The organism is Parafrankia sp. EAN1pec, assembly GCF_000018005.1.
Taxonomy (GTDB): domain Bacteria; phylum Actinomycetota; class Actinomycetes; order Frankiales; family Frankiaceae; genus Parafrankia; species Parafrankia soli.
Genome location: NC_009921.1, coordinates 3,064,736 through 3,087,396, shown reverse-complemented (window position 1 = coordinate 3,087,396; position 22,661 = coordinate 3,064,736). Strand labels below are relative to the sequence as shown.

At 69.9% G+C, this 22,661-nt stretch carries 23 protein-coding genes; 16 read left to right on the top strand and 7 right to left on the bottom strand.

Features of this window, described 5'->3' with window-relative positions; genetic code table 11:
- Positions 1-114: 114 nt before the first annotated feature.
- Positions 115-771, bottom strand: a complete 657-nt coding sequence (locus tag FRANEAN1_RS12785) for a ribonucleotide reductase (RefSeq protein WP_347177112.1) — start codon at positions 769-771, stop codon at positions 115-117.
- 791 nt (positions 772-1,562) lie between these two features.
- Here FRANEAN1_RS12785 and FRANEAN1_RS12780 point away from each other — a divergent pair.
- Positions 1,563-3,359, top strand: a complete 1,797-nt coding sequence (locus tag FRANEAN1_RS12780) for a B12-binding domain-containing radical SAM protein (protein ID WP_041255805.1) — start codon at positions 1,563-1,565, stop codon at positions 3,357-3,359.
- A 19-nt stretch (positions 3,360-3,378) separates the two neighbouring features.
- Here the strand turns inward: FRANEAN1_RS12780 and FRANEAN1_RS12775 are convergent, their stop codons facing one another.
- The gene (locus tag FRANEAN1_RS12775) at positions 3,379-3,999 is read right to left on the bottom strand and encodes a hypothetical protein (RefSeq protein ID WP_020460197.1); all 621 of its coding nucleotides are present in this window, start codon (positions 3,997-3,999) and stop codon (positions 3,379-3,381) included.
- Between the two features lie 83 nt (positions 4,000-4,082).
- Here FRANEAN1_RS12775 and FRANEAN1_RS12770 point away from each other — a divergent pair, with 83 nt between their 5' ends.
- The 3 genes from FRANEAN1_RS12770 (at position 4,083) to FRANEAN1_RS12760 (ending at position 6,794) form a co-directional block, all read left to right on the top strand.
- A complete protein-coding gene (locus FRANEAN1_RS12770; protein WP_020460196.1) occupies positions 4,083-5,183 on the top strand; it encodes an aldo/keto reductase in 1,101 nt (366 codons plus the stop codon).
- Positions 5,180-6,028: an endonuclease/exonuclease/phosphatase family protein gene (locus FRANEAN1_RS12765; RefSeq protein WP_020460195.1), complete on the top strand. Its 849-nt coding sequence runs from the start codon at positions 5,180-5,182 to the stop codon at positions 6,026-6,028. Before FRANEAN1_RS12770 ends, FRANEAN1_RS12765 begins: the two co-directional genes overlap by 4 nt.
- A gap of 181 nt (positions 6,029-6,209) precedes the next feature.
- Positions 6,210-6,794: a non-canonical purine NTP pyrophosphatase gene (locus tag FRANEAN1_RS12760; protein ID WP_020460194.1), complete on the top strand. Its 585-nt coding sequence runs from the start codon at positions 6,210-6,212 to the stop codon at positions 6,792-6,794.
- A gap of 765 nt (positions 6,795-7,559) precedes the next feature.
- Here the strand turns inward: FRANEAN1_RS12760 and FRANEAN1_RS40910 are convergent.
- Complete coding sequence (locus FRANEAN1_RS40910) at positions 7,560-7,733, bottom strand: hypothetical protein (protein ID WP_157472594.1); 174 nt, start codon at positions 7,731-7,733, stop codon at positions 7,560-7,562.
- Positions 7,734-7,870: 137 nt separating this feature from the next.
- Between FRANEAN1_RS40910 and FRANEAN1_RS12750 the strand changes: the two genes are divergently transcribed.
- The 8 genes from FRANEAN1_RS12750 (at position 7,871) to FRANEAN1_RS12715 (ending at position 16,137) form a co-directional block, all read left to right on the top strand.
- Positions 7,871-8,710, top strand: a complete 840-nt coding sequence (locus FRANEAN1_RS12750; RefSeq protein WP_020460191.1) for a hypothetical protein — start codon at positions 7,871-7,873, stop codon at positions 8,708-8,710.
- Positions 8,711-10,410: 1,700 nt separating this feature from the next.
- Positions 10,411-11,058, top strand: coding sequence for a hypothetical protein (locus tag FRANEAN1_RS40905; RefSeq protein ID WP_347177111.1), 648 nt, complete (start codon positions 10,411-10,413; stop codon positions 11,056-11,058).
- Positions 11,051-11,827: an SAF domain-containing protein gene (locus FRANEAN1_RS12740; protein ID WP_347177110.1), complete on the top strand. Its 777-nt coding sequence runs from the start codon at positions 11,051-11,053 to the stop codon at positions 11,825-11,827. The genes FRANEAN1_RS40905 and FRANEAN1_RS12740 overlap by 8 nt, the downstream gene beginning before the upstream one ends.
- Positions 11,828-11,846: 19 nt before the next feature.
- Positions 11,847-12,662, top strand: coding sequence for a hypothetical protein (locus tag FRANEAN1_RS12735; RefSeq protein WP_347177109.1), 816 nt, complete (start codon positions 11,847-11,849; stop codon positions 12,660-12,662).
- On the top strand, positions 12,659-14,110 hold the full coding sequence (locus tag FRANEAN1_RS12730) for an ATPase, T2SS/T4P/T4SS family (protein ID WP_020460186.1): 1,452 nt from the start codon (positions 12,659-12,661) through the stop codon (positions 14,108-14,110). The genes FRANEAN1_RS12735 and FRANEAN1_RS12730 overlap by 4 nt, the downstream gene beginning before the upstream one ends.
- Positions 14,107-15,015 carry a hypothetical protein gene (locus FRANEAN1_RS12725; protein ID WP_020460185.1) on the top strand — a complete coding sequence of 303 codons (909 nt, stop codon included), beginning with the start codon at positions 14,107-14,109 and terminating at the stop codon, positions 15,013-15,015. Before FRANEAN1_RS12730 ends, FRANEAN1_RS12725 begins: the two co-directional genes overlap by 4 nt.
- Positions 15,012-15,917 carry a type II secretion system F family protein gene (locus FRANEAN1_RS12720; RefSeq protein WP_020460184.1) on the top strand — a complete coding sequence of 302 codons (906 nt, stop codon included), beginning with the start codon at positions 15,012-15,014 and terminating at the stop codon, positions 15,915-15,917. The genes FRANEAN1_RS12725 and FRANEAN1_RS12720 overlap by 4 nt, the downstream gene beginning before the upstream one ends.
- Positions 15,918-15,942: 25 nt before the next feature.
- A complete protein-coding gene (locus tag FRANEAN1_RS12715; RefSeq protein WP_041254088.1) occupies positions 15,943-16,137 on the top strand; it encodes a hypothetical protein in 195 nt (64 codons plus the stop codon).
- Positions 16,138-16,172: 35 nt separating this feature from the next.
- Here FRANEAN1_RS12715 and FRANEAN1_RS43270 read toward each other — a convergent pair whose 3' ends face one another.
- Positions 16,173-16,325, bottom strand: a complete 153-nt coding sequence (locus FRANEAN1_RS43270) for a hypothetical protein (RefSeq protein WP_347177298.1) — start codon at positions 16,323-16,325, stop codon at positions 16,173-16,175.
- 29 nt (positions 16,326-16,354) lie between these two features.
- On the opposite strand from FRANEAN1_RS43270, the gene FRANEAN1_RS43265 reads away from it, so the two are divergent.
- Positions 16,355-16,708 (top strand): TadE/TadG family type IV pilus assembly protein, encoded by a 354-nt coding sequence (locus FRANEAN1_RS43265; RefSeq protein ID WP_347177226.1) that lies wholly within the window; start codon positions 16,355-16,357, stop codon positions 16,706-16,708.
- Positions 16,705-17,196 (top strand): TadE/TadG family type IV pilus assembly protein, encoded by a 492-nt coding sequence (locus tag FRANEAN1_RS12705; RefSeq protein ID WP_020460183.1) that lies wholly within the window; start codon positions 16,705-16,707, stop codon positions 17,194-17,196. The genes FRANEAN1_RS43265 and FRANEAN1_RS12705 overlap by 4 nt, the downstream gene beginning before the upstream one ends.
- Before the next feature lie 65 nt (positions 17,197-17,261).
- Here the strand turns inward: FRANEAN1_RS12705 and FRANEAN1_RS12700 are convergent, their stop codons facing one another.
- Both FRANEAN1_RS12700 and FRANEAN1_RS12695 read right to left on the bottom strand, forming a co-directional pair.
- Positions 17,262-18,044, bottom strand: a complete 783-nt coding sequence (locus FRANEAN1_RS12700; protein WP_020460182.1) for a class I SAM-dependent methyltransferase — start codon at positions 18,042-18,044, stop codon at positions 17,262-17,264.
- A 9-nt stretch (positions 18,045-18,053) separates the two neighbouring features.
- On the bottom strand, positions 18,054-18,242 hold the full coding sequence (locus tag FRANEAN1_RS12695; RefSeq protein ID WP_020460181.1) for a hypothetical protein: 189 nt from the start codon (positions 18,240-18,242) through the stop codon (positions 18,054-18,056).
- A gap of 379 nt (positions 18,243-18,621) precedes the next feature.
- Here FRANEAN1_RS12695 and FRANEAN1_RS12690 point away from each other — a divergent pair, with 379 nt between their 5' ends.
- Entirely contained in the window at positions 18,622-19,011 is a 390-nt protein-coding gene (locus FRANEAN1_RS12690; RefSeq protein WP_347177108.1) for a pilus assembly protein TadG-related protein, read from the top strand.
- Entirely contained in the window at positions 19,008-21,986 is a 2,979-nt protein-coding gene (locus tag FRANEAN1_RS12685) for a BTAD domain-containing putative transcriptional regulator (protein ID WP_020460179.1), read from the top strand. The genes FRANEAN1_RS12690 and FRANEAN1_RS12685 overlap by 4 nt, the downstream gene beginning before the upstream one ends.
- Here FRANEAN1_RS12685 and FRANEAN1_RS12680 read toward each other — a convergent pair.
- Entirely contained in the window at positions 21,978-22,457 is a 480-nt protein-coding gene (locus FRANEAN1_RS12680) for a winged helix-turn-helix transcriptional regulator (RefSeq protein WP_347177107.1), read from the bottom strand. The genes FRANEAN1_RS12685 and FRANEAN1_RS12680 overlap by 9 nt on opposite strands.
- Between the last annotated feature and the right edge of the window lie 204 nt (positions 22,458-22,661).

Here is a 22,661-nt window from a genome sequence, read left to right as displayed (position 1 = left end):
TCTCGCGGCAGGAGCTGTTTATACGATCAGCGACGATATTGACTGCATACTGACCGTGACGTGTCGCGCGCTTGCCACGCAACCGTGTGAACCGGTTCAGCGAGCAGAAGCGTCTTAGCGCGAGACCTGGACCGGGATCTCGAAGGACCCGGACATCGATATCCCCGGCGTGTCCGACCACGACAGCGGCGCCGGTGTTGCTTCGGCCGCGATCTCAGCACGCTCCAGCGGGGTGAGCATGCCCAATGTGGTGCGATCGTCCAACGGCAGGAAGTCCAACGCCAGACGCCTCATCACATAGTCGATGATCGACGTTGCCCGCGGGATCTCGGGATCGTCGGTGTGTCCCGACGGTTCGAACCGCAGGTCGGCGAACTGCCGGACGAACGTCACCAGCGGCACGCCGTGTGCCAGCCCAGTCGAGATCGCCGACGAGACGGTCTCGGTCAGGCCACGCAAAGTGGACCCCTGCTTCGCCATGATCAGATTGACGTCCGCCAACGAACCGTCGGCGTGCAGAGACGCGATGATGAAACCGTAGGCGCCGCCGACCGTGAAGGCCCTTGTCACGGACTGGCGATGGCGCGGTGCTCGCCGTGCCATGCCGCTGGGCGTACGAATTCCCATCGTCGGCGTTGCGTCAACCACGGCGCGTTCCTCTCGATCGACACGTTCATTCTGGCTGACTACATCCGGCAAACGATCACAACAGATGGCATCGCCGTGTAACGGGAAGTGCCAGATGTTGTGGTGAGGCCGTGAGATCAGCATAGGGCAGCGACTGTCCCCTCTCGATGTCGAGGTACGGCGTGTCCGATCTTGCCCATCCGCGCCCGTCGGGCCTGAGCTGATCGGCCCCAGGAAGTCGTGCGCCTCCGATATCACAGCCAGGAGCCCAGGTGCGGAGGAACTGAGGCTCCGCAGGGTCGTCCCGCCGACTTCTCCTGTGATGAATCCGGCTCGCCTTCGTATCACCTCAGCGAGGCATGTTCACTTCCCACAAAAAAATCGCCGTTCAGGCGCCGGTAGCCGCGAAGTGATGCAGCCCATCCTTACCGTCTATGCAGGTAGCAGACCTGTTCGGTACCGAAGAACTTCTTCGCAGTACAGGGAATGACTTGACCCCGCCAGGTCGCGGACAGTGACAGGACCTTTACAGTCGCCGAGGCCTTTCGGAGGCCTCAACACGGCGGCTTCGGCACCGTCCGTCCGGAGGCAAAGTCGTGGAGCATCCGCATGAGCCCTTCGCTCGACTGTCCACCGCCCTGCGCCTTGCTGGCGCGAGTCCCGCCGCCCCACCTCAAGGTGATCTACTACTTGATCCCGGCGTGCTCCGCGGCTGGGTAGAACGACGCTTCGAGGGTCAGGTGTGTCGGGTCCGGGTCGCGGGCACGCTCGACCGCCGTCTGGTCTTCGTCGAGCGGTCCGATGATCGATGGGTTGTCGCGGACCTGTCCGGTCAGCCGCACCGCTCCCGGACCTGGCCGATGTGGGCGCGAGAGTCGCTGGCGATCGAAGAGCCGGCGTCGTGGCTGTCGCTGGCCCAGCTGGATGAGACAGCCGTGCAGCGGCTTTCGCGTCCCGATGTTCTCCTGGCGGCGCTGTATCACCCGGAGACGTTCCCGCTGCCGCGGTTCCCCCTGGGGATCAGCACGGTGGCGCGCGCAGCCCGGGAGACACTGCTCGGCACGGTGTCTCTGGCTGATATGCAGCTGGGGCTTGATCTCGATGACCTGGTCGCCCGCGTCGACGCGGGCCGACCGGACATCCTCGGAGTCTCCGCGACGTTCGGCCAGTACGACCTGCTCACCCGCCTGCTGGAAGCGGTCTACGCCGGTGCTGATCCGCCGCTCGTCGTGGCCGGTGGCAGCCTCACCGCGCGGGTCGAGCGGGTGTTGCTGGACCGGTTTCCCCGGCTGCTGGTCGCCAGGACGGGTGGGGAGGCCACGATCGGGGCGCTGTTGGCGCACTGGCACGGCGACGGTGGCCTCGACGAGGTTCCCGGCCTGGGATACGTGGGAGCACCTCGTGGAGGTGGGCTGGCGGTCGGGCAGCGGCGGACCGCGAAGCCCGTCACCCGGGACGTGACGGCCGATGTCGTTCCCGAACTCGACCTGCTGCCGGCGACGTTCACCCATCACGGTGTCGCGCAGTTGGAGACCAGTCGGGGCTGCACCAGCTACTGCTCGTTCTGCCCCCGCGGCCACAAGGGCGCCTGGTCAGGTGCCGGCGCCGAACGGCTGCCGTGGCTGCTGGGCGAACTGGCGGCGGTCTTCGACCGCTATCCGCAGGTGTCGCGGACGTTGTACCTGGTCGACGAGGAGTTCCTCGGCCGCGGCCCCAACGCCACGGGCAGGGCGTTGGAGCTGGCCGGTCTGCTGCACGGAGCGGGTTTCGGCTGGGAGTCCAGCTGCCGCGTCGATCAGATCGTCGACCCCGACCAGGACCGTGGCTGGCACGTCGAGCGCGCCGAGATGTGGCGGGCGCTGGTCGCCAGGGGGCTGCGGCGGATGCTGTTCGGCGTCGAGTCCGGGGTGGACAGCGTCCTGGACCGGTTCGCAAAAGACACCACGGGCGAGCAGAACCTGCTGGCGGTCCGGACCCTGTCCACGCTCGGCGTGCCGACCCGGTTCACCTACATCACCTTCGACCCACTGATGACCCTGGACGAACTGAAGGCCACGCATGCGTTCCAGGGCCGCACCGATCTGCTGCTGGCACCGCAACCTGATCTTCCTGCCGCCGAAGTCGTGCGGGGCGTTCGGGACGCACGGTTCGTCTCGACAGCGAGCACGGGTCAACCGTTCTACCGGGGGATCTCCTACCTGCTGGTCGGCATGGAGTGCCTGATCGGCGCCGCCTACACCCGACGGGTCCAGCAGGCTGGTCTTGCGGGGGCGGTGACGCCGTCGATGGGCCGGGTGGAGGCCCGCTACATCGACTGGCGGATCGGAGTCGCTGCCAGCTGGGCGCAGCGCTGGGTCGACCGGCATTTCGCCCTCGACTACACCTTCAAGTCGCTGGAAAAGGTCCTCGACGGCGATTCGCGCCGTCAGGTCCGCGAGGCCCGTGGGGTACTCAAGGACGCCAGCTACGCGGTGCTCGGTGACCTGATCGCCGAGGTCGACACCCACCCGCTACACCATGATCCGATGACCGAGGCGGTCCTGGATGCGCGGATCTGGCAGCGAACCGAAAGGCAACTTGCCCTGCTGCGGGGCGTGCTCACGGGTACCGTGTACGATCTGCTGCCCGTGCTCGACCGGGAGCACGCAGAGTTGCTCGCCGCCGAGCACCGGCGATGGTCGGCGGCCAGCGGCTGGACGCTGATCAATGCGGCGGACTCCTGTGCCAGCTGACCCGCCGACCCATGCCGGGTCAGGCGCCGGTCTTCTCCGGGATCGGCACCCAGTTGAACTCCGGGCAGAACCGCGCGTAGGTCACCAGCTTCCACGCGGCGTAGTCCTCCAGCCGGCCGGTCTGGCGCAGCAGGTGCTTGACCCAGGTGTGGCAGACCCGCTCGTCGTGGCTCATCGCGATGTCGATCTGATCGAGCATCCGACAGGCCACCGCGAAGTCGTCCACGGTGAGCGCGCTCAGGTCGATCTCCACGTCGTCCTCTGTGAAGCTGAACACCAGCCGGGTGGTGGAGAAACTGGTGTAACGCTCACCGAGGAAGCGGGCGCGCCCGTCGAGCGTGGCCATCAGCTCGGCACGGCGTTCCACCGGGTAGCCGATACCCAGATCGAGGTCGGATGCCTCCAGATTCAGCCGGGTCCCGAACGAGCCGACGTCCCGCGGCTGATGTCCGGTCCACTGCTCGATGAGCTCCGACGCCTTGGCACGGATGGTGTGCAGTCGTCCGTCGTGGGCCCGCATCGCTGTGTAGAACGCTTCGGCCCGGTCGAATTCGGCGTCGGGGAAGTCGCTACGGTCGGCCCACCCCTTCGCCCTGATCGCATCCAGGTCCAACAGGGTGGCGGGGTCCGGAGTCGTCATGCCGGTGACCCTAACGTCACAGCCAGCAGCGCCCGCGCACAGGTCGCCCCCAGAGACAGCCGGCGGACAACGAGGTGAACGAGATGACGGACGAACGTTTCCCCGCACCCCGCACGCTGGCCGGCGGGCTGACAGTGCACCCGATCGGCGTCGGCTGCTGGGCCATCGGCGGCCCCGACCACAACCTGGGCATGCCGATGGGCTGGTCCACCGCCAACGACGCCGCCTCCACCGCCGGTCTGGAAACCGCGTACGCCTTGGGCGCGAACCTGTTCGACACCGCCGACGTGTACGGCCACGGCCACTCCGAACGACTCCTCGGCCGCCTCGTCGCTCAGGTCGACCGGGACAGCGTCGTGCTGTCGTCCAAGGTCGGCTATTTCGCTGGTACGGCCGCCCACGCCTACCTGCCGGCCGCGATGCGCCGCCAGCTGGAGACCAGCCTGGAGAATCTGCGCACCGACCGGCTCGACATCTACTTCTTCCACAACAACGAGTTCGGCCCTGACGACCGCCACCTCGACGGCGCCATCGAGCAGATGCGCGACTTCCAACGCCAGGGCCTCGTCCGCTGCGTCGGCATGCGCGGCCCGCACCGCTACGCCCCCCACCGGCTCACCCACCCACGGTCCGCTCTGCCGGACAAGCACGCCCGCTTCCGGGCCCTGTTCGACCACATCCGCCCTGACTTCCTCGCCGTCCGCCACAACCCGCTGACCCCGCCCCCACCTGCCGGCCAGCAGGACATCTTCACCCTCGCGGCCGAGCACCACACCAGCATCCTGATCAACAAGCCGCTCGGGCAGGGCCTGCTCACCGGCAAGTACGACCCGCGCCGTCCACCCCGTTTCGGCGATGGGGATCACCGGCAGCGCAAACGCTGGTACACCCCCGGCGGGCTCGCGCTCGTTGACCGCCGGCTGGGTCCCCTGCGCGACCGGTTCGGCTCCTCGACCCAAAACCTGGTCAGAGTGGCGCTGGCCTACAGCCTTCAGCGCAGCGACAACGCGGCCGTCCTCGTCGGCTTCACCACCCCCGGCCAGATTCGCGAGAACCTCTCCGCCCTCGACGAGCCACTGTCCGCAGAGGACCTCGCTCTCGTCCGCGTCACCCTCAGCCAGCTCCAGCAGGACCTCGACGCAGGCGGCGAGGTTTTCCTCGACGAAACGGCCTCGCACGCATGAACCCGCAGCAGTCCCTGTTCCCAAACGCGGCTGCACCCACCGCTCCCGCGTCCGCAACACAGCTGCGGCTGGTCACGTTCAACGCCCAGCACGCCGCGCCCGACCGGGCCCGCCGCCAAGCCGCCTGGCTCAGCCGGCAGCCCAACGCGGACATCGTCGTGCTCACCGAAGTCGGCTACGGACCCGGCGGCCACGCCCTTCTCGACGCACTTGCCCATCACGGCTACGCCCACCTTCACGCACCGCGGCCAGACCTGCCCGACTACAGCACGGCCATCGCCTCACGCGCACCCCTCGAACCCGTCGAGACCCACATCGACGTTCTGCCCCACCGTGCCCCGGCCGCAGACCTGCACATCGGAGGACAGCGGGTGCGGCTCCTCGGCCTCTACGTCCCGTCCCGCGGACCGGCCGAGCGCCGCAACGAGAAGAAGCGCGCCTTCCAACACGTGGTCACCAAGGCTCTACCCGGCTTCCTCGCCGGGTTCGAGGGGCCGGTTGTCGTGGCCGGCGACCTCAACGTCGTCGAACCAGGACACGTCCCCCACTACTCGGTATTCGGCCAATGGGAGTACGACTTTTACCGCTCCTTCACCGCGGCCGGCCTCACCGACGCCTACCGGGCGCTGCACCCCGACGCCCCAGGTCACAGCTGGTACGGCCGCGGAGGGAACGGCTACCGCTTCGACCACACCTTCCTCACCGCAGACCGGCTCGACCTGACCAGCTGCGACTACCTCCACGCCCCCCGTCAACAAGGGCTGAGCGACCACGCCGCCCTGTGCCTCACCGCCCAGCCCCTACCCGGCCCCGCCGGCACCGATTCCCCTGAGGCCCCGCGCTGAGCAGGCCGCGCGACGTAGACACGAGGACCCGCCCAGACGCACGTCACCCGGAAGCGAAGAGCGGCGCGACTTCGCCCCAGCGATAGCGTCACCGGCGCGGGGAGGGCAGCGGGGCCATCGAATTAGGTACCGCCATCGCCCCGACCGCAGAACGCCCAGACCCCTTCGGAGAGAGGAAGGCATGATCGACCGCGTTACGCTCATCACCGGAAACGCAGGCAAGGCCCGCGAGTACGCCAGCCTTCTGGGCATCGGGGTCGCCGCGACCACGATGGACCTCATCGAGATCCAGTCCCTCGACGTCGCGAAGGTGGTGAAGTACAAAGCCGAGGACGCCTACACGAAGCTGCACAGCCCGGTGCTCGTCGATGACACCGGCCTGGCGCTGCACGCCTGGAACGGCCTACCAGGCGCTCTCATCGCATGGTTCCTCGACACCGTCGGAACCCGGGGCCTCCTCAGCATGGCGGCCGGCGTAGCCGATCGAAGCGCGGCTGTCACGACCGCTCTCGGCTACGCCGACGACACCGGTGTCCGGGTCTTCACCGGCACCGTCCACGGGATACTCACTACCGAACCGCGCGGCAACGGCGGCTTCGGCTACGACACCGTCTTCGCACCCGCCGGGGCCACACTCACCTTCGCGGAAATGTCAAGCGAGCAGAAGAACGCGATCTCACATCGCCGGCTAGCAGTCGACGCCCTCCGCAAGGGCCTCGGGATCTCCACCTCCGAAAACCCTGCGTCGGCGGGACCGCGACCGTAGCCCGTTCAGCCTCACTCAGGCCCTTGCGAAGGGCTCGCCCGTACCACTACTTGCCCCGGCCGATATTCAGGAGAAGTGCTCGCGGCGTCGCGGGCGCCCAGGGCATTCGACAGTAGGCTCCGCCCCGTGGTCATCGAACGTGTCGCGTGGCCGAACCTGGACCACGCGCTCCAGGAGGCCATAGCCGCCCAGTGCGGCCCGATCCATGCGTCATCGCTGTCGGCCCCGGATTCAACTCCCAGCTCGCGATCGTCGTGGAGACCGCGGCCGGGACCCGCATCTTCGTCAAAGGTCTACGCTCCGACGAGCCGCGCGCCCGAACCCAGCAGACCGAAGCAGCCATCAACCCCGCCATACCGGTACCAGGCGAAGGCGGCGAATGCCGTCCACGCTGACGTGGGACTCGCCAGGTAGGTCCGGACGGCTGGGCTCCGAGCTGTCTAAAATTACCTGGCGAATTGTGTAGCGGCTGTGGCTGTCTGGCTGTTGCAGACGGGTCCGTCGAACTACGCCGACGTCGGGAGCGGCGCGCGATCGACGAGGGCGGCCTGGAGATGGCGGTGGCCGAGGATGCCGGAGTCGGGATCGCGGTTGCACGCGAACCAGTAGGCGCGCTAATCGTTTCCGCGCAGGATGACCTGGCCAGTTGCGGCCGGCCGCTCATCCCGTCAAGATCGATCCCGCCATCCGGGCCCTCGCCCACCCACTGCCAGGTGGCCAACGGCCCGGCCATGTGGTTCCGACGGTTACCAGTAAGGACGCCAACTACCGGCGAACGACGATATGAAGGAGACCGGCCAGCGCGATCGCCACCGTCATCCCGGCGCCCAGGCCTTCCTGCCGGCCGACCACCATGCCAGCGATTCCGCTCACGAGCAGGATGACTACCCACCGCAGTGGCAGGCGTTCGTCCCCGTGCCCGTCCTCGCCTACGTTCATGTTGTTTCCCTATCTCAAGACGGCCTCGACGCCTCCCGGTGCTGACCCGGGAGGCGTCCTTGTTGTTTTCAGCCTTCCGCCTTGGGTCGCCGAAGGATAGGCTTTGAAGCCGACAACATGGAGGGGGGGTTATCACTATGGCTGAGGAGGAACTCGCCGCTGCCCTGTCGTTCGTCGGGGACGGTGCCACGGGATGGGTATACGGCTTCGCCAACGGCGAGGAACGCGTCCACGTCACCTACTCCGACGTCCCTGGTCCCTGGATTTATCACGTCGAAGGGCGGATGGTGCACGGGAAGCCCGCCATCACGAGCCTGGCGATCGCACCGCGGGACGCCGACAGCCCCGAGGCAATTACCCGGAACACCGTTCGACGCGCACCGACAGGAACCATGCTGGGGAGAGTCAAGAGCGCGCTGAGAGAGAAGTGGGGCAACAAGGTCGCCGACCTCGGCCTCCAAGCCCGCATCCAGTCGGTGAAGAGGGGTCGCTCCTGGCCGGCCGAGCACTTCCTACAGGTCGCCTGGTTCTGCATCGACGCCGAGCTGACCGATCGAGCCCCGCGGCAGGTCATCAAGGACCAGTGGGGCGTCAGCGAGATCACGGCCAGCCGCTGGCTCGCACGCGCTCGCGAACTGGGCTACCTGCCCGACTACCCGATCTCACCCGCCACTGGCCGGTTCGAGGGTCACGATCAAACGGATGCGACTCATTTGATCGAGGAGCAGATCGTCGAGAAGGTATTCCGAGAGGGACTGACTGGAGCTCGGAGCCCATCCGAAGTTTCGACCGCGATTGGCGAGATCCTCCACCGCTTAGTCTTCGGCTCGTCGGAAGAAGCCCGCTCGGTCCAAACAGACATCTTCATCGAAGAATTGGAGCGGATGGTCGAGGACTTCCCCGACGTCCAGATCAGAGCAGCCGCCGAGCAACTCTTCGACCTCCTGGCGAGGGAGGAGCCTCCGAGCACGGGCTGATCCTTGCCCATCGCAGACAGGATTCGGTTTTCTCCACTACGGATTTAGGGACCATTGCGGCGGGGCTGCGACCTCCATGGTCGTTCGCAATCCCAGTTCGGCCGGCGCAGCTTCACCGTCGTCGGACCAGCACTCCCGGCGCTCAGGAGACGAATTTCGGCCCATGCTTGCTACGAGATTGGCCGGCAGATCAAGAGCCACCACCTCATCCTGCGGAATTCCTCGATGATCGTCGACAAGGTGCCATGATCAGTAGGAGCAGCCAGCCGCAGGACCTCTCGCCACCTAACACTGGACTTCGCCCGAAGCGCGCCATGTAGATCTGGACCTCGTCACCTTCGTCTGGATCGGACACCCGTTGTCCCGCGAATGGACGCTCCACGACTCGACGCAATAGCCGCTCGGCCTGGACACAGCCTGCAATTGCAGATGCACTTGCGATCGAGACCAGTCGTCGACCGTCCGGATGGGCTATCCCAGCGGTTCGCTGGGATAGCCCATCCGGACCAGAACTACTAGCCCTTCTGGGTCATTTCGTGCTGGGATGCCGATCGGACCGCGAAGTTAGAACGCCCCAGATCGCCGCGATCGGCGTAGTCCTAGACCGGAGGTTCATCTGAGGTTTCCCATCCAGGTGGGAGACCTCCCGCGCCGGAACGGCCTGCGAGGTGGAGCACGGTGGAGGTTGGGACTCATCGGTCCGAGCGGCGCCGCGGTACACGCCCACGGGCCGCAAGCGCCGGCGTCCTGATCACTGTTGTGCTAGCCCTCGCGGCCTGCGATTCGGGCGGAGGTTCGACACCCGCCCCAACGCCCAGCGACGCGGGAGTCTCCGTCTCCGCACATCCATCTGTGTCCGCGGCTCCCACACCGACGTCTCCGGCGGATATCGCCCGCAGCGAGGCGGTGGCCGCGTATTCGGGGATGTGGCGCGCGACGGCGATAGCCAGCCATACGTCGGACTGGCAGGCTCCGGAGCTGTCTCGCTATGCCTCGGGTTCAGCGCTACAGGTAATTACCGGCTCGCTCTATGCTGACCATTTTAATAAAGTCGTTTCCAGAGGTGAGTCGGTAAATCAGCCGACGGTGACCTCGGCTGATCCTCCTGCCGCACCGACGATAGTCCTGATCGCAGACTGTGGCGACGACTCTGGGTGGCGGAAGTACCACGCCGAACCGGGGCAGCCGGAGGACGGGCAGCTGGTCGCGGGATCTCCTGGTGGTCGCCGGCAGATTACCGCCGAGGTGAAGCCGCACCAGGACGGTGCGTGGCGGGTCACTCGTTTCGCCGTGGGGTCAGTGGGATCGTGCTAATCCGAGCCGGAGGCGTCGCTGTCGTGGTGGCCGTGTGTATCGGCGGGGTTGCACCCGCGAACGCGGCGTCACCCGCACCGCCGGGACCTGATGATCAGGGTTTCTACGGCTCAGTCAACTGCGATCAGAACCCGCATCCAGGTTGCGAGCTGTTCGCTGGCAATGGGACGTCCCCAGCGGCTCCTGCCCCGCCGCAGGGCTCCGCGCCCGACACCAGAGGGGGCGGCCAGCGCAGGAGCACGGCGCCGGGTGACAGGGCGTTGGACGAGCCGGCGTTGGCGACGGCGGATTGCACGTATGTCCGTAGTGACTATCAGCCGCCCGCTGGCGGTGTGCGGCCTGCCTCCTATCAGCTGCCCGCAGCGGGTGAGTTGGTGGTACGCCCTGTGGCACTCGGTTCCTCGGAATTGTCGGTGCGTCCGGTGGCGTCGCAGCCGGGGCAGGGGCCGGGTGCTTGGTACCTCTACCAATGCGCGACGAACGGTGTGCGGGATGCGCTGTACCGGCCGCCGGTGTGGATTCCGGACGCGGGCCCGGGAGCGGTGCCTGCGCCGGACCCGGAGGAGCTGGCGGAGCAGGCCCGCAGCCAGCTACGGCTGGCCGGCCCGGCGATCGGGATGAGTCCGGTCGCCGACCAGTTGGTGCGACTGCCGACATGGCTGTGGCTGGACCCCGCCGGGTGGCAGCAGATGGCGGCGACAGCGGCAGCGGGTGGGGTGTCGGTGACCGCGGTCGCCAAGCCCGTGGCGGTGACCTGGTCTCTGGGGGACGGCGGGACAGTGACGTGCACCGGTCCGGGCACGCCGTTCCCTGCCGGGGCCGATCCGAAGAGCGCCTCGCCGGACTGCGGCCACGTCTATCAGCACCGGTCGCTGGACGAGCCGGCCGGGACGTTTGCGGTGACGGCGACGGTGCGCTGGGACGTGACCTGGGCGGGCGCCGGCCAGACCGGGGCGTTCCCGGGGCTGACGACCGTGTCGACGGCGGCGGCTCGGGTGATCGATGTTCCGGCGTTGACGGCGGGCGGTGGCTGATGACGACCGTGATCTGCACGACCAGGGGGACCGGGCCGAGCTGCCCTCCCCGTCAGGGTTCGATGGGGGGTGCCGGGTCGTGACGGCTCCGTCCTCGACGCCGCGTGCGGCCGGTCCGGACCGTGCCGGTCGGCAAGCGGGTGCTGCCCCGGCGGCCCGGCTGACTGGCGGTCCGCGGCAGCGGCGCCGGGTCCCGTATCTCCTGCTGGGTGTGGTGCTGGTGGTGGGCTGTGCCGCCGGCGGGCTGGTCGCCGGTGCGCGGGTGGGGTCGCGAGAGCCGGTGCTGGTGCTGGCCCGGCCGGTGACGGTGGGCCATGTCCTAGTGGCGGCGGACGTGCGGGAGGTGCGGGTCGCGGCCGACGGTGTCGATACCGTCCCGGCCGGCGAGCGCGACAGTGTGCTCGGCAAGCCGGTCGCCTACAGCCTTCCCGCCGGCACCGTGCTCAGCCGCGCAGCGGTCGGTGCCGCGCAGGTCCCGCCGCCGGGGGAGGCGATCGCGGCGGTGGCGTTGAAAGCCGGCCAGTTCCCTAGCGGCCTGTCGGCCGGCTCGCGGGTGACGGTCGTTGTCGCCCCCGCCACCAGCGCGGTGTCGACCGCGGCGGGGGGTGGCGCCCAGTCGTGGCCGGCGACGGTCGTGGCCGTGGTGGTGGCGGACACCGAGCAGGCGACGGTGGTCTCGCTCCAGCTCGCCGAGGGCGACGCCCGTGCGCTGGCGGCGGCTCCAGCCGGGCAGATCGGCGTCGTCACGGTCAACGGAACGGGCCGGTGACCGCCTTGTGATCATTGCAGTGGGGTCGTTGAAGGCGTCGCCGGGCGCGACGACGCTGTCCCTCGCGCTGGCGGACCGCTGGCCGACCGGTGACGGGGAGCCGCTGGTAGTGGAGGCCGACCCGGCGGGTGGTGACCTGGCTGCCCGGTTCGGGTTGCTGCCCGGCCGGGGGCTGGTCACGCTCGCCGCTGCCGGGCGCCGGGGCGGCGGGCAGGCCCGCCCGGTGGAGGGCCATGTGCACGAGCTGCCTGGCGGTCTTCAGGTCATCGCGGCCCCCGCCGGCGCCGAGCAGGCCAGCCAGGTGCTCGGCGAGCTGGATGGTGGTGGCTGGGCACTGCTGTGGTCCGCGGCGCGGACCGGCGGGCGGACGGTGATCGTGGACTGTGGTCGGATCGATCCACGGTCGCCCGCGGGACCGGCGCTGCGAGCGGCGGACGTGCTGCTGCTGGTGGTGCGGGCGCGGGACGACGAGCTGGCGCATCTGGCGGCGCGGATGCATGTGGTGCAGGGCTGGGAGCTTCCGGCCTGGTACGTAGTCGTCGTCGCCCAGCCGAACCGGACACCCGACTACCGGGTCCGGGAGATCGCCCGGGTGCTGGGTTCACGGGTGCTGGGCCCGGTGCCCTACGACACCACGGCCGCGGAGGTGCTGGCCGGCCATCGCCAGACCCGCACCGGGATCGGACGGTCGAAGCTGGGCCGCACGGTGGCGGGCATGGCCGGCTATCTCGCCGCCACCGTGCCGGCCGACTCAGCGGCCCCGGCGCTGGATGCGGCGCTGGCAGGGTCCGATGCGTGGGCCGCGTTGCCGCCGTCCCGGAGGGTGCCGCGATGACCGTCCCGTCCTGGCACGACCCGCACCGACCAGCTGCGTCCGGGAACGGTGCGGGCTGGCCCGGTCCGCTCGTCCCCTGGGACGGCGCCGGCGGTGGGGGCCCGGCTGCGCCGACCGATCTTCCCGGCCGTGCCTCCGGCTCAGCGGCCGACGCCCTGCGCCTTCGGCTCCGTGACGGACTGCGGGCCGCGCTCGCCCGTCGGCTGCGGGCGGACGAAGACGCGGGCTCCCCGCCGCTGACCGCGCAGGCACGCGAGGCGTTCGCCCGCTCCGTGCTCGTGGACCTGACCGAGGCCCACACCACCGCCGAGCTGGCCCGCGGAGCGGCGGTCCTGACGCCCGAGGACGAGCAGCGCGTCATTCACGAGGTCCTCGCCGAGGTCCTCGGGCTCGGCGGCCTCGAACCGCTCCTGGCTGATGCCAGCATCGAGAACATCAACATCAACGGTGATCGGGTGTTCATCCGCCGGGCGGATGGCAGCCGGCAGCGGCTTCCGGCGATCACCGGCTCGGATGCTGAGCTGGTCGGGCTGATCCGTGACCTGGCAGCACATGCCGGGGTGGAGGAGCGGCGTTGGGACCGCGGCGCCCCCATGGTCAATTTTCATCTGGCCGACAAGAGCCGCGTGTTCGCGGTCATGGCCGTCACCCAACGGCCTTCCGTCAGCATCCGGCGGCACCGGTTCCGCCACGTCACCCTGTCCGCGCTGCGGGCCAACGGCACGATCGACTACGGGCTGGAGGGTCTGCTCGCGGCGCTGGTGGCGGCGCGGAAGAACATCGTGGTCGCCGGGGGCACCGCGATCGGGAAGACTACGATGCTGCTCGCCTTGGCCGACCAGATCCCACCGTCGGAGCGGTTGGTGACGGTGGAGGACGTCTACGAGCTCGGGCTCGACGCCGACGAGCGGGCTCACCCGGATGTGGTCGCCATGCAGGTGAGGGAACCCAACACCGAAGGCGAAGGCGCGATTTCTGCCTCAGACCTGGTCCGGGCGGCGTTGCGGATGTCCCCCGACCGGGTGATCGTCGGCGAGGTCCGCGGGCCCGAGGTCATTCCGATGCTCAACGCCATGAGCCAGGGCAATGACGGATCGATGACCACCCTGCACTCCTCGACTTCCCGCGGGGTGTTCAGCCGGCTGGCCTCCTACGCCGTACAGGGCCCGGAACGGCTGCCCGTCGAGGCGACGAACCTGCTGATCGCCAGCGCGATCCATGTCGTTGTCCATCTGGCCGAGCCGCGCGGTGAACCGGGCCGCCGCGTCGTCTCGTCGGTGCGAGAGGTGGTCGACGCCGACGGTGTGCAGATCGTGACAAACGAGTTGTACCGGCCGGGTCCCGACCGCCGCGGCCTGCCGGCGGCACCGCCGACCGGGGAGCTGCTCGACGACCTGATCGACGTCGGTTTCGACCCGGACCTGCTTGCCCGGGGGTGGTGGGGATGACCGGCGTGTTCGGGCTGCTCGGCCTGGGCATCGGCGCCGGCCTGCTCCTGATCGTCCACGGATGGCGTGGCGTCCCCAACGAGGACGCACCTCGCCCCACGCGCAGGCCGCGGGCGTGGCCGTGGCAGACCGATCAGCGGTTCGGCCGGTGGTTCGCCGGCTCGGTCGCCGCGGGGATCGTGGCCGGGGCGGTGACCGGCTGGGTCGTCGGCGGCCTGCTGATCGCGATGGCGGTCTACGGGCTGCCACGGATGCTGGGCCCGGACCGGGCTCAGGCCCGCCACGTCGCCCGTACCCAGGGCATCGCGGTGTGGGCCGAACAGCTGCGTGACACCCTCGCCGCCGCGGCCGGCCTGGAACAGGCGATCCTGGCAACCGCGGCCACCGCCCCGGCCGCGATCCGCGGCGAGATCGCGTTGCTGGCTGCGCGGATCAACCGCCGCGAGCGGCTCTCCCCGGCGCTGCGCGGCCTGGCCGACGACCTGGACGATCCGCTGGCCGACCTGGTCATCGGCGCGCTGATCCTTGCCGCCGAGCACCAGGCTCGTCAACTGTCCGGGCTGCTCGGCCAGCTCGCCGCAACCGCCCGCGCCCACGTCGACATGCTGGGCCGCATCGAGGTCGGTCGGGCCCGGATGCGCACCACGATGCGGGTCGTCGTCGTGACAAGCATCGTGTTCGCCGGCGGACTCGTGATCTTTAACCGGCCTTTCCTGGCCCCCTACAGCACAGCTGCGGGCCAGCTGGTCTTGCTCGCCATCGGGGCGATCTTCGCCGGGGGGTTTGTCTGGCTTCGGCGCATGGCGCTGATGGAGAACCCAGGTCGTTTTCTCGACTCCGACGATCCGACGGCGCCGCAGGCCACGGGGACGGCCCCAGCGACGGTCGGGTGGGCGTCTCGATGAGTGTCCTGCTGATGCTGCTCGGTGTCGGGGCTGGGGTCGGCCTGTGGGCGCTGGTGGTGTGGCTGTTCCCGCCCCGGCCTTCCTTGGACGAGGTTTTCGCCCGGCTCAACCCCACTCCGGTATCACCGGCCGCCCCGATGACGGTGCCGGCGGAGCAGGACGGGTGGGCTGCACGCATGGGCCGGCCGTTCGTCGGTCTACTGCGCGCCGCCGGCCTGCCGACCGACGCGCTGCGCCAGGACCTGGCGACACTTGGCCGTTCCCCCGAGGCCCATCTTGCGGAGAAGGCGACCGCCGCGGTGGCCGGTCTGCTGTTTCCCTCCGTAGTGGGGCTGGCGTTTGCCGCTGGGGGCCGGCCGTTTCCCTGGGCAGTGCCGGTCGCGGTCGCCCTGCTGCTTACCGTCGTCGGGTTCCTCCTGCCTGACCTCACGGTGAAGGCGGAGGCTGACCGTCAGCGCCGGGCGTTCCGCCACGCGCTGTCGGCCTACCTGTCGCTGATCCAGGTGCTGCTCGCCGGCGGCGCCGGGGTCGAGACCGCGTTGACCGACGCGGCGAATGTGGGCAACGGCTGGCCGTTCGTGGCGATCCGCCGGGCACTGCGCACCGCCCGCGAGACCCGGATCAGCCCGTGGGTGGGACTCGGCCAGCTGGGTGTCGAGCTTCAGATAGCCGAGCTGACGGAGCTGGCCGACGCGGTCGCGCTCGCCGGCACCGAAGGCGCCCGCGTCCGCCAGTCCCTCGACGCGAAGGCCGCCGCGCTGCGGGTCCGCCAGGCCCAGGACGCCGAGGCCGAGGCCAATGCCGCGACCGAACGGATGAGTATTCCCGGCGTCCTGATAGCGATCGGATTCATTTTGTTTGTTTTTTACCCGGCTCTGACTCAGATCACCCGCTCCCTGTAGAAGTATTTCGACCGTCGGAGGAATCGTGTTCGGCCGTTTCCAGACCTGGTGGTCACGCATCTGCGACCGCTACACGAAGGCACCGCCCGATGAGCGCGATGCGGGAAACACCACCGAGAACGTCATCTGGATCGCGTTCCTTGCGGCTTTGGCGCTGACGGTGATCGGTATCTTCGGCCCGCAGATCTTGGACGCCGCGCGCAGCGTGGTCTTCCGGTAGCAGGGCTCCGACGATGGCAGCCCGGCTCCGTCCGGTCAGGGACCGACGTCGCCCCCATCCAGGCCGCCCTGGATCGGCACGCCGACCCGCTGGAGGCAGTTCCAGCGTGCCTCGACGGGCGCACCCGCGATCTCGCAGCGTCCGACCGGACCGAGGGCGGCGGTGCGCACGACCCACACAGACGCCAACGCCTCGCCGTTGCCGGGACACCGGGGCGCTGACCGTCGAGATGATCTTCGTGATGCCGCTGCTGTTCACGATCGTGCTGCTGCTCGCGCAGGTCACGATCTGGGCGCATGCCAGCCACATCGCGCAGGCCACCGCCGCCCGTGCGCTGGCCGCCGCCCGCGCCGACGGCGGCACCATCGCCGCCGGCCAGGCCCAGGCGCAGGCCACCCTCGATCAGCTCGGCCGGGCCAGCCTCACCAGCCCCCAGGTCATGGTCACCCGCGACGCCCAGACGGCCACCGTCCACGTCCACGGCACCGCTGCCGGCGTCATCCCCGGACTTCGACTCGGGATCGACGCCGACGCGGCCGGCCCCGTCGAGCAGAGGCGGCCGGCCCCGTGACCCGCGAACCTACGTGCGCTCGTCGTGGCCCTGACCGGGGATCGGCCACCACCGAACTCGTGCTGATCCTGCCGGCACTGCTGCTCATGCTGCTGTTCCTCGTGCTGTGCTACCGGGTGTCCGACGCGAAGCTACGAATCGCCGACGTCGCCCACCAGGCCGCCCGCGCGGCCTCACTCGCCCGCACCCCCGCCCAGGCCGTCACCGACGCCCGCGTCACCGCGCAGACCGCCCTGGCCAACGCCGGGGTCACCTGCCAGGACCTGACCGTCGACACCGATCCCGCCGGGTTAACACCGGGCGCCCTGGTGCGGGTAACCGTAACCTGCACCGCCCAGCTGGACGATCTCGCGATGCTCGCCACCCCCGGCAGCGCAACCCTGCACGCCAGCTCCACCTCACCGGTAGACACGTATGGCGACATTTCCGGTGGGTTCGCGAATCCCGACGCGTCAACAGGCGGGAACCCAAGTGGCGGTGCCCGGTGATGCACGCAGAAATCAGCGCCGGTTCGCGAACCGGACGGGAACTAGCCAGACGGGACGGTCCGCGGTCAGGTGTTCGACGACGCGAAGATCGCTTCGAGGTGCACCGGTTCCACGAACCTGCCGTCCGGGGAGTAGGCACGCAGCGCTTCGACGATCTCCTTCTCGAAGGAGACTCGCCGGTCTCCCAGCAGCCGCCTGATGGGGAACGACGTCGAGTACAGGTAGCCGACGATCTGTTCGACCGTCCACTGCCGTTCGAACTCGAAGACGACCCGTTCGACATGCCGGAACGGAGATCGGGCCAGGACGGTCTCATGGGGCTCCGTGGGCGGCGCGAAGATGCCACTGCCGGCACGGCGGACGGTTCCGAGGAACTTCGCCTGTATTTCTTCGAGCGTTCGCTGCCAGTCGCTGGCAGGCCGGACGAGGCAGTTGTCGTTGACGATCACAAGCCCGCCGGTTGGGGTGACCATCTCGGCAAGCATTGTCAGCACCTGGTTTCGGTCCATCCAGTGGAACGAGCGGCCCATGGTCACAAGCTGGAATCGGCCGAGGTCTGGGGGGAGGTTCTCCGCGCGTGCCTCTACCCACCTGATGTTGCGGATGCCCGCCAGGCTCGCCTGCTGTGTCGCCTCCGCGAGCATGTCAGGTTCGGGGTCGACACCGACGGCTTCGCGTACCCGGCCAGCCAGCGCGATGGTGAGGGTTCCGGGTCCGCAGCCGAGGTCGAGAAGCCGGCCCCCTGGGAGAGAGAACCTCCGCGCGACCTCGGTCAGGAATGCCGTCGGGTAGCCGGGTCGGTGGCGTGCGTAGTGCACGGCGGTTCCGGTGAACAGGTCGCCGGTCATGCTGGCAATCTATCGACCCCGTGGGGGCACGACCGCCCGATCGGGGTGGTCGACGGTGGCGGTGTAACGGGTCGATGCGCTGACGCTGAGGCCGAACAGGTCGGTGATGCGGCTGGCGTCTCCGCCGGTGGCGTGCGCCTCGTTGAGGATGCGGTCCTCGCGCGGCCGGCCGAGGAAGCGGAGGAACTCGAACAGCACCGCCCGTTCCGCGGCGATCTACCGGTCCAGCACCCCCGCCGTGGCCGTCGCCAACGCGTACTGATCGACGAGCTCCTACTCGAAGGCTTCCAACTCCTGCACTGTGCCGGCCCGGCCGGTACGGATCGATCGACTACCGCGAGCGTCATCGAGGGTCCAGTTCGGGAGAAGCCTGCATGCGTCGTAGATACCTCCGTCCGCTCGGAAATCCCGACGAATGGTCAGGATCACCATGTGGCCGGTCGAACTCTGGCCACCAAGAACATCCGTGCGCACAGGCTCTTCACCTCACGCAGGAACTCGCGACATGGCTGACGCAGCTGGGACAGGCACCGTGAGTCTGCGACAGCCCAGTCGCCGCGGCCGGGACGAGGGGACCGTGACCGCGTTCGTGGTGGTGCTGTTCGGCGCGTTCGTCATGTTCGGCGGGCTGATCGTGGACGCGGGTGGTGCGCTGGCCGACAAGACCACCGCGATGGGCCTCGCGCAGGAAGCCGCTCGGGCCGGCGCCCAACAACTCGACCTGACCGCCTTCCGCGACAGCGGTACGGTCCGGCTGCTGCCCGAGCCTGCGATCTCCGCCGCCCAGTCCTACCTCACCCAGGCCGGCGCCACCGGCACCGCGACCGTCGTGGACAACACGGTCACCGTGACCGTGACCGCTGTGCACGACACCCTGCTGCTGGGCGTCGTCGGGCTCGACACGCTCACGGTCACCGCCACCGGCAGCGCCCATCCCGCCCCACCTGCCGCCGGAGCGGCCCCGTGAGTCGACCCGCCTCCCGCCGGCCGATCCCGGCCCGGCCGTTCCGTCGCCGGCTCGCCGCCGGCGGGCTGGCCCTCGGCCGCCTCGTCCGCGCCGCCGTCGCCCTCGCCGCGCTCATCGCCCTGATTGTCGGATTGCCGTGGGGGCTCGCGCATTTCATCGGTTGGCCGCTTCCTCACCACCTGCCGTCCTGGGACGAGGTCGAGGCGCGGCTGACCGGCCCGATGGACGACACCCTGCTGCTGGACATCCTCGCGGTCCTGCTGTGGCCGTTGTGGGCCGCGTTCACCCTCTCGGTCGTCTTCGCGGTGCCGGACGTCGTCCGCGAAGCCCGCTGGCCGTCGCACAGCCCGCCGCTGTCCGTCGGCGGGATGCGGGGGCTGGCCACGTTCCTGCTGGGCGCGGTGCTGCTCACCGTCCTCCAGTCCCGTGGCCCCCTCACCCCGACCGGTGGGCCGGCCGCGGCGGCGTCCGTCGCCACCGCGCCCGTCGCCCCCCGGTTCGTACCGGTCGCCGCCATCAGTGCGACCGAGTCGACGCTGCCGACCGTCGCGCCGGGGACCGTGGTCGTGCAGCTGCCGGCCAACGGCGTCTACGACTCGCTGTGGCGTATCGCGGACCGTTGCCTCGGCGACGGGTCCCGCTGGCCGGAGATCTGGGCCCTCAACCATGGTGTCGTCCAGGCGGACGGGCGTGCGCTGACCCAGCCCGGCTTGATCCGCCCCGGCTGGGTCCTGACCCTGCCCGACCTGCCGGCCACCGCCCCACCGTCGGCCGGCCGAGCACCCTCCGCCCCTCCGACCAGCCAGGCGCCCGCCAGCCCGGCCCCGTCGACCCCACCGGCAACCGTCAGCCCACCCGCGACCAGCCGACCCGCCACCCCGCCCCCCGCGGCCAGCACACCCACCCCGGGCGGTGCCGTGCCGCCAGGGCCCGTCAGCCCGTCTACCAGCCCGGCCTCACCCACCCCCACGACCGTGCCGCCGACCGCCCCGGCCGCGCCGTCCGCACACCCGCCCGCCCCGGCCCCGTCCCCGTCACCTGGGGTCCAGTTCCCGTCCGGCGGCTACCTCGGGTTGGGCGCGGTCGCGCTCCTGGTCGTCGCGCTGTTCTCCATGCGGCTGTGGCGGCGCCGGCACTACGTGCCGGGCACCGGCCGGCGCGACGATCTTGAAGAAGCGCCGGTCATTCACCAGCTCGCCGTCGCCTACAACACGGCCACCGCCGAACGTGACGCCGAGGGCGACCTGGTCGTCGTGCGCCCGCCCGGAGACCCGCACGTCACCGGCCGCCGCCACGCGGCAGCCACCGCCACCGCCCACGCCGCCCCACCCGGCACCCGAGTCGTCGGCACCACCGGCGACGGCCAGCCCCTCGCGCTCGACCTCGCCGCCACCCGCGGCCTCGGACTGATCGGACCCGGAGCGGACGCCGCCATCCGCGCCCTACTCGTCGCGCTGCTCGCCGATCGTCACCAGCCCGACGCCGACCCCGTCGAGATCCTCATCCCCACCGCCGACGTGCGGCGATTGCTGGGCGAGGACACCACCGTCGCGCCACCGCAGCGGCTGCACGTCGTCGCCGACCTGGCCACGCTGCTGGACCGGTTGGAGGCCGAGGTCGTCACTCGGGCACGACGGGCCGCCGCTGGGGAGGACCCCAGCCGTTCCACCCTGGTCGTCGTCGCGGCCCCCGACCAGACATCGGATCGCCGCCTTCAGGCCGTGCTCGACAACGGCTCCACGCTCGGTGTCGTGGGCATCCTCTACGGCCAGTGGCGGCCTGGGGCGACCGCCCGGGTACGACCAGACGGAGTAGTCGGCGCCGCCAGCCCCGACATCGCCGCCGCCCTGACCGGCAACCGACTGTTCACCCTGCCCGAAACCGACACCACGGGATTGCTCGACCTGCTCGCCGACGCCGACGCACCGGCCGCCAACCAGGAGGCGTTCCGGCGGGGAAACCCTACCCAGGGGCCCCCGCCCCCGCCTCCCACCTCCGCGCCGCCCCCCGATAACCCCACGGTCGGGCCCGCGGCGCCGCCACCCAGCGGCCAGCCAACAACAGACGCGCCGCCGGACCCAGAGGAGCCGCCGCCCGGTGGCGGTGGAGCAGGCCCCATCGAACCCACGGACGCGGCACCACCGCCTACGCCCGCCGCGAGCACGCCACGGGGACTCCAACGCCTGCCACGGGCGACCACGCCACTGCTACTCACCCTGTTCGGCCGACTGCAACTGCTGTACCGGACGACACCGGACGGCGGCTACCAGGTCGTGGACGGCATTGGGGGCCCGAGCCGGGAGATCCTGGCCTACCTCGCCGCCCATCCCGACGGCGCCCGCCGCCCGGTCATCATCGACGCGGTCTGGCCCGACGACGGTAAACCCCAGCGCCAGCGAGACAACCGGTTCTACGCCGCCATCAGCCAGCTACGTCGCACCCTTGTCGCCACGACCGGCGGGGCGATCGACGACGTGTTCGACCACGACGACCAGCGCTGGCGGCTGCGCCGCGAGCTGATCACGGTCGACCTCTGGCAGGTCGGCGAGGCCCTCAACGCGCGCCGCCGCGCGACGACCACCGCCGGCGAGCTCGCCGCGATCCTCCCTCTGGCCGCCACCTACACCGGTCACCTCTCCGACGACATCGCTGGCGCCTGGGCCGAACCCCACCGCGAGAACCTGCGCCGCCATGTCGCTGACGCGCTCGCCAGCATCACCGCCGCCGTCGGCGAGGACAACCCGCAGCGGCTGGAGCTACTGGAAATGCTGCGTCGCCTCGACCCCTACAACGAGCAGCTCTACCTCCAGATCGCCGCCACCCAGGCCCGCCTCGGCCGGCACGGCGCCGTCGCGGCCACCTACCGCCAGCTGGTCGCGGCCCTCGCCGAGGTCGGCGAGCACCCCACCGCCGACACCGATCGCGTCTTCCAGGCCGTGATGCGGCCTGGACCGCCCGGCGCGCGTTCAGCCTGACCGCGGTCGACGGCTGCCGCCGCTGTTCCTGCGGCGCCGCCGCTCGGCCCACTCCCGCCGATCCACCTCCAACAGATCCTCATGCGCCGCCGCCCACTGCGCCATCGGCACGACCAGATCCGCCAACTCCTTCGCCGCCGGTGTCAACCAGTAGACCGTCCCGAAGGGGAACACGCGCTCCCGTGCACGCTCGACCAGCCCCCGGCGCTGCATCCACCGCAATGTCCGGGTCAACACGGCTTCCTGGATGAGTGGCTGCGGCCAGCGCCGACCCCGCGGAACCTCATAGCTGCGCAGCGTGCGCAACAAGCCCGTATACGGCAGCGGCCCGCTCGACAACGCGACCAGCACGTCCGGCAGCCAGCCGGGACTCAGCGTGCGCCGCAGATCGTGCAGCAGAATGCGCCGATCAGGACCAGACAGATCGTCAATCCCTGTCACACCACTCCCACGGAAGATCCGCAGAACCACCGGGCCTGCTTGACCGTTCCGCCGCGCAGCGCGCCTGCCTCGCCGCCTCCGACGCCCCCGTAGCCCCTCTGCGTGACGGGCACTTCGCCCAAGGCTGCACTATCTGGCCGTAAGGTGACAATCCGATATGGCGACCGTCACCAGCGCCATACGGGGGTCGTCCGCCGCCCAGCTGCATGGGACGCGAGCCGAACCGCGCCACCG